The sequence below is a fragment of the Desulfovibrio sp. genome (assembly GCF_035644575.1).
GTDB lineage: Bacteria > Desulfobacterota > Desulfovibrionia > Desulfovibrionales > Desulfovibrionaceae > Desulfovibrio.
In genome coordinates this window covers 1-5,223 of record NZ_DASQOG010000074.1, presented here as the reverse complement: position 1 = coordinate 5,223, position 5,223 = coordinate 1, and the positions used below count along the sequence as shown (strand labels likewise).

The following is a 5,223-nucleotide window of genomic DNA, read 5'->3' as shown; positions in this document are numbered from 1 at the left end:
TTCCCAGTGCTTGCGCCACCGGGCTTCAACGTCATGGGGCTCATAGCCCTTGGGTAGCGTATCCGCCATCTTGCTTTCTCCATGAAAGGCGGCGATAATGCGGTATATGTTTGCCGCACAGCCAATCTGCATTTTATGGGATGCGTCCCACATCTGGGGCCTCATGGCCTGGCGCGCTGTTCGCGCGCTGGGACTGCCCTGCCGCCTGGTTAAGGGACAAGAAATAGCCGAAGGCGCGTATTTAGGCAAGCCGGGGGGCGTCAGCCCCAATGGAGGGCCGCGACTGGACGGCGCAGGCGTCCGCCTGCTGCTGGTTCCCGGCGGCAACGCACGGCTCAAGGCTGCGGCCCTCGGCAAAAACGGGCGCGAGGCCGTGCGCCAATGGGTGGAACGCGGCGGCAACTATCTGGGTTTCTGCGGCGGTTCAGGCCTTGCCCTAAGCCACCCCAACCCCGATCACGGCCTGAACATCTGCCCCTGGGCGCGGGCCGCTTATCCTGAGCGTCTGTACCATCTTATTTCCGGGCATGTGCGCGCCCACGTCGCCAGCGGGCATGAGTTTTCGCCCCGCAGGCCTGCCGCGCCAGCCAGCCAGCCCGTGAACGGGCATAATGATTCCGGCGCAACTGTCCCCCTGTGCCCCGGTGTTCGCCGCGCTGCCGCGCGGCAGGCCCAGAGCGGAACACCATCTGAAATATTTTCTCCCTCGCTGCCTGTCTGGTGGCCGGGGCGCTTTGCGCCTGAAAAGAACGACAAAGTCACAGTACTGGCCTCCTACGGTTCGCCGGATGCGGATTTCTGGCTGGCGGATCTCCCTCTGCAAAGCCTGCCCTCCAAGGTTTTTTCTCATTGGCGCGACCTGTACGGCCTGAACCTTTCGGCAGATTTTCTTGAAGGCCAACCCATGGCCGTGACCGGAGCTTACGGGCAGGGGCAGTACGTGCTGAGTTATTCGCACCTTGAAACGCCGCACAGCCCCGATGCCAACGCGTGGCTGGCCCAGTTGCTGCGCAGCATGACTGGCCTTGAGCCAACGCGCGAGGATGTGCCCCTGTGGCAGCTGCGCCACCCCTGCGCCGCATGGCCGGAAGGCTCGGGCGGCCCCCTGCTTGACGCCTTGCGCCACATGCGCGAGCTGCTTGATCTGGCAGTGGCCCACCATCTTTTCTTTGGGCGCACCCACTGGCTGTGGGGCTGGCGCACGGGCCTGCCCGGCGCGGCCTGCAACAATCTGCACGCGGCCTTGTGCACGGCGGCAAGCCTTGAGCCGTCTGCGGCGGCCCTGGCCTACTGGCAGCAGGTGGCCCCGCGCTTTGCCAAGCTCGAAGGCCTGTTTGCCGCCGGGGCGGAAGATTATTTTCTGGCCTGCCGCCTTGCGGAAACCCTCTCCCCCACCATGCCGGACGCCATTGACAAACGCGGCCTTGACCATCAGCGCGAATCGCTGTTCGGGCACCCCATGAACGGCGGGGGCATTCTGGGCGAGCTTCTGGAAATGACCGAGGAGCTTGTCTACCTTTCCCAGACCTCCATGCCCTGCGATCTGGCCTGATTCCGCTGCGCCCTGATCCGGCACGGCGGCATGCCCGCGTCTGCGCGCCGCAAGCGCTGGACGCCGAAGCCGCAAGCCGCTATGAGGGCTTTTTTGCATCAACCTCCAATGCCCAAGGCTCACATGTACGCATTTGATCTCGGCTGCACCGCCTACCAACGCGCCTTTGAAATACAAAAACAGGCGCAGGCTCACGTGCTTCAGGGCGGCGACGACATCCTGCTGCTTCTGGAGCATCCGCCTACCGTCACCCTGGGCAAAAATTCCGGGCAGGAGAATCTGCCTCCCAACCTCGCCAGCCTGTGGGGTTCGGCGGTGGATGTTGTGCACAGTACGCGCGGCGGCAATATTACCTGCCATTTTCCCGGTCAGCTGGTGGCCTACCCCATCATCAACCTGAAAAAACGCTCCGGCGGCGTCCGGGCCTATGTAAATGATGTGGAAGAAACAGCCATCCGCACGGTGCGCCGCTTTGGTATTGAAGCGGCCCGCAAGCCGGGTTTTCCCGGCGTATGGGTGGGCGGCAGCAAGATTGCCTCACTGGGCATTGCCGTGCAGCGCCACGTGACCCTGCACGGTCTGGCCATGAATGTGGACAGGGATCTTTCCCTCTTCAACATCATCACCCCCTGCGGCCTTGACGGCGTGACAGCCACCTCGGTGCAGCGGGAGCAGAACGGCGACCCGGCCACTATGGATGCTGTGAAGACCTGTTTTCTTGAGGCTTTTTGCGAGGTTTTCAGCCAGCCGCTGCCGCCCCTGCAACCAGCGCAAGCCTGCGAAGCCCTGCTCGTGGCCCAACCGTAACGGACATGCAGGGCGAATCAAATCACAAGCCCAACACCAGTTCAGGCCATTTGCGGTGCTATGCCGCCGCAGGTGCCCCAGCAAGGACGAAATAAATGACCCAACCCGATTCTTCCGACAATTCCGGTTCCGCCAACGTCCCCCTGCGCAAGCCCGCATGGCTGCGCCGCCCGCTGGCCTCCGACAGGCGCTTTTTCACCACCTCCGCTCTGCTGAACGAACAGGGGCTTTCCACCGTCTGCAAGGAGGCCAACTGCCCCAACCGGCAGGAATGCTTTTCTTCCGGCACGGCCACATTTCTGATTTTGGGTGAAACCTGTACGCGCAACTGCCGCTTCTGCAATATCCACCCCGGCCAGACCAGCGCCCCCGACCCCACGGAACCGCAGCGCGTGGCTCAGGCCGCCGTGACGCTGGGGCTCAGGCATGTGGTTGTCACTTCTGTGACGCGCGACGATCTTGCGGACGGAGGCTCCGCCCAGTTTGCCGCTGTAATTACGGCGCTACGGCAGGCCTTGCCGCAGAGCAGTGTTGAGGTGCTTATTCCCGATTTTCAGGGCAACGCCGATGCCCTGCGCACTGTCATGGACGCCAAACCCCATATCATCAACCACAATGTGGAAACGCACCCCGCGCTCTATGCGCAGGTGCGCCCGCAGGCAGACTACGAACAAAGCCTGGAACTGCTGCGCCGCGTGAACGACTGCGGCATGACGGCCAAAAGCGGCCTCATGGTGGGGCTGGGCGAAACAGACGCGCAGGTGCTTGAGGTGATCAAGGACCTGCACACGGTGGGCTGCTCCATTGTGACCATCGGCCAGTACCTGCCGCCCACAAGTCAGCACCACAAGCTTGACCGCTATGTGACGCCGGAGCAGTTTGACGAGTACGCGGCCTACGGCAAAGCGCTGGGCTTGCGCCATGTGTTTTCCGGCCCGCTGGTGCGCAGCAGCTACCACGCAGCCAACTTTGCCTGATTGCGGGCTTTTGGCAGGCCAGCTTTCACCTGCCATCCGCTCAACCATAAAAAAGCGGGCTTTGCTCCCCGGATCACCGCCGGAGAACAAGGCCCGCTTTTCGTTCCTCAAAATTCGAGGCCCGGCTTAAACCATGCCCAAGACCTGAAAACCCCATACAAAACCTGTCAGGGTAAAAATGCTCAGCCCGTTGGCGACCACCGCCGTAAGGGCCGCTTCTTCCGGCACGGCGCTGTACACCTCGGCAATGACCGTCACCACCAGAGCTGTGGCCGTGGCGCTGACAATCACGCTGATTACGAGCCACAGGCCCGAAACACCCAGGGCCGCCAGCATGACCCAGCACAGCAGCGGATGCAGCACCAGCTTGCAGAGAATAAACCATGCTTGCCGCACAATGGCGTGCCCGTGCGCCTGCCGCGTAGCCACCACCAGTTTTTGCCGCAAATCAAGGCCCAAAGCCAGCAGCATACAGGGGGCCGCAGTGTAGCCCACAAGGCTCACGGCGCGGTCAATGGGGGCCCACAGACCAAGCCCGGAGGCGGAAAGCGCTATGCCAGCCAGGGTCGAAAGCAGAATGGGGTTGCCGAGGATGAAAACCTTCAGGAGCTTGCCCACAAATTTCAGGGGATTTCCGCCGTCCCAGGCCAGCGACCCGGCCAGTGCATCCAGGCGGGACTGCCCGATGATCATGACCACGTTGGGCGTGAGGGTACACAGGCCAGCAATGAGCATGGCTGTGGCATTGCCGGGGAACAGGTTGGACACGATGGGCAGGCCCACAAAGGCGGCATTGCAGGCAGAGCAGGAAAGCCCGGCAATGACGCCCGGCCCCACGCCGCGCCGACAAAAAATCCTGTCGCCCGCATAGCCGATGCAATACACCACGAGCTGGGAGCCAAGGATGCCACCCCAAAAAGCCCAGTGCCCAAGATCAGCCAGACTGGCCCCGGCCAGCAGGTGCAGAATCAGCAGAGGCAAAGCCAGCTTGAGCACGTAGATGCCAAGAACAGGGCCTGCGTTTTCGGGCAATACATCGCGACTGCGCAAAAGAACGCCCGCGCCAATAATCAGAAATACGGGCATGACGGCAAACAGCGCTTGAAGCATAATCAACCTTTCCATTCGGATGCGTTTTTCACCCACCGGTATGTCCGGCTGGCGACGGCGAAACTATGGCGCGGCTTGTCCACCTTGTCCAGCAAAAACTGTTTGGTCGTTCAAACAGTTTTTAAGCTGTATAATTACAGAATATTACAAAAACAATATCATCTGTTTCAAGCCATTGGCAACCTTTTGCCAATGGTTCAGCACCGCCGTTTTCAACTCAGCCTCACCCCCAACCCGCAAACAGGTCATAATAAATATCCCCCGACATAGCAGTATGCCCCCCTCAGACAGACAAAGCAAAAAAGCCCTCCGTCAATGACGAAGGGCTTTACCAAACATTCAGCCGTCAAATACAGCCGAAAGAATCTGTCTTACTTCTTGGCCTTGGCAGCCTTGTCGTCCTTGGGCGTTTCGGCCTTGGGGGCGGGGGCGGCTTCCGGAGCCTTTTCAGCTTCAGGCGTCACAGACTTGAAATCAAGCTTCTGCTTGTTCACAAGGTCCAGCACTTCATTGGTCACGTCGCTCTTGGAATCAAAAGCGGCGACAGCTTCAGTGCTGATGATGACGGCATAACCCTTTTCAGTGCGGTAGGTATTGATCACGCGCTGAATGGCATCATACAGCAGGTTTACAACGTTCTGCTGTTCCACCTGCATGCGCTGCTGGGCAGACATGTAGACGGCCTGCAGTTCTTTCTGCGCTTCAGCGTCCTTGGGGTTGGCTTCCAGGCGCTGCTGGATGTCGTTAAGCTTGGTCTGCATGTCGCCCTGAAGGCTT

5 protein-coding genes are annotated in these 5,223 nt (G+C 60.8%); 3 read left to right on the top strand and 2 right to left on the bottom strand.

Features of this window, described 5'->3' with window-relative positions:
- The first annotated feature begins 163 nt into the window (after nucleotides 1–163).
- The 3 genes from VEZ52_RS03915 to lipA all read left to right on the top strand — a co-directional run bounded on the left by VEZ52_RS03915 (nucleotide 164) and on the right by lipA (nucleotide 3,336).
- Nucleotides 164–1,552, top strand: a complete 1,389-nt coding sequence (locus VEZ52_RS03915) for a BPL-N domain-containing protein (RefSeq protein ID WP_324835623.1) — start codon at nucleotides 164–166, stop codon at nucleotides 1,550–1,552.
- A gap of 123 nt (nucleotides 1,553–1,675) precedes the next feature.
- Entirely contained in the window at nucleotides 1,676–2,359 is a 684-nt protein-coding gene (gene lipB / locus VEZ52_RS03910) for a lipoyl(octanoyl) transferase LipB (protein WP_324835622.1), read from the top strand.
- Nucleotides 2,360–2,454: 95 nt separating this feature from the next.
- Nucleotides 2,455–3,336, top strand: a complete 882-nt coding sequence (lipA, locus tag VEZ52_RS03905) for a lipoyl synthase (protein WP_324835621.1) — start codon at nucleotides 2,455–2,457, stop codon at nucleotides 3,334–3,336.
- Between the two features lie 126 nt (nucleotides 3,337–3,462).
- Here the strand turns inward: lipA and VEZ52_RS03900 are convergent, their stop codons facing one another.
- Both VEZ52_RS03900 and VEZ52_RS03895 read right to left on the bottom strand, forming a co-directional pair.
- The gene (locus VEZ52_RS03900; RefSeq protein ID WP_324835620.1) at nucleotides 3,463–4,446 is read right to left on the bottom strand and encodes an AEC family transporter; all 984 of its coding nucleotides are present in this window, start codon (nucleotides 4,444–4,446) and stop codon (nucleotides 3,463–3,465) included.
- 371 nt (nucleotides 4,447–4,817) lie between these two features.
- Nucleotides 4,818–5,223 (bottom strand): OmpH family outer membrane protein (locus VEZ52_RS03895; RefSeq protein ID WP_324835619.1); only part of this gene is annotated, 406 nt, incomplete at its 5' end.

What these genes read in the sequence shown, in the direction of transcription:
- VEZ52_RS03915 (WP_324835623.1), top strand. Translation starts at nt 164, where the DNA reads ATGGCCTGGCGCGCTGTTCGCGCGCTGGGACTGCCCTGCCGCCTGGTT.
- lipB (WP_324835622.1), top strand. Translation starts at nt 1,676, where the DNA reads ATGTACGCATTTGATCTCGGCTGCACCGCCTACCAACGCGCCTTTGAA.
- lipA (WP_324835621.1), top strand. Translation starts at nt 2,455, where the DNA reads ATGACCCAACCCGATTCTTCCGACAATTCCGGTTCCGCCAACGTCCCC.
- VEZ52_RS03900 (WP_324835620.1), bottom strand. Translation starts at nt 4,446, where the DNA reads ATGCTTCAAGCGCTGTTTGCCGTCATGCCCGTATTTCTGATTATTGGC.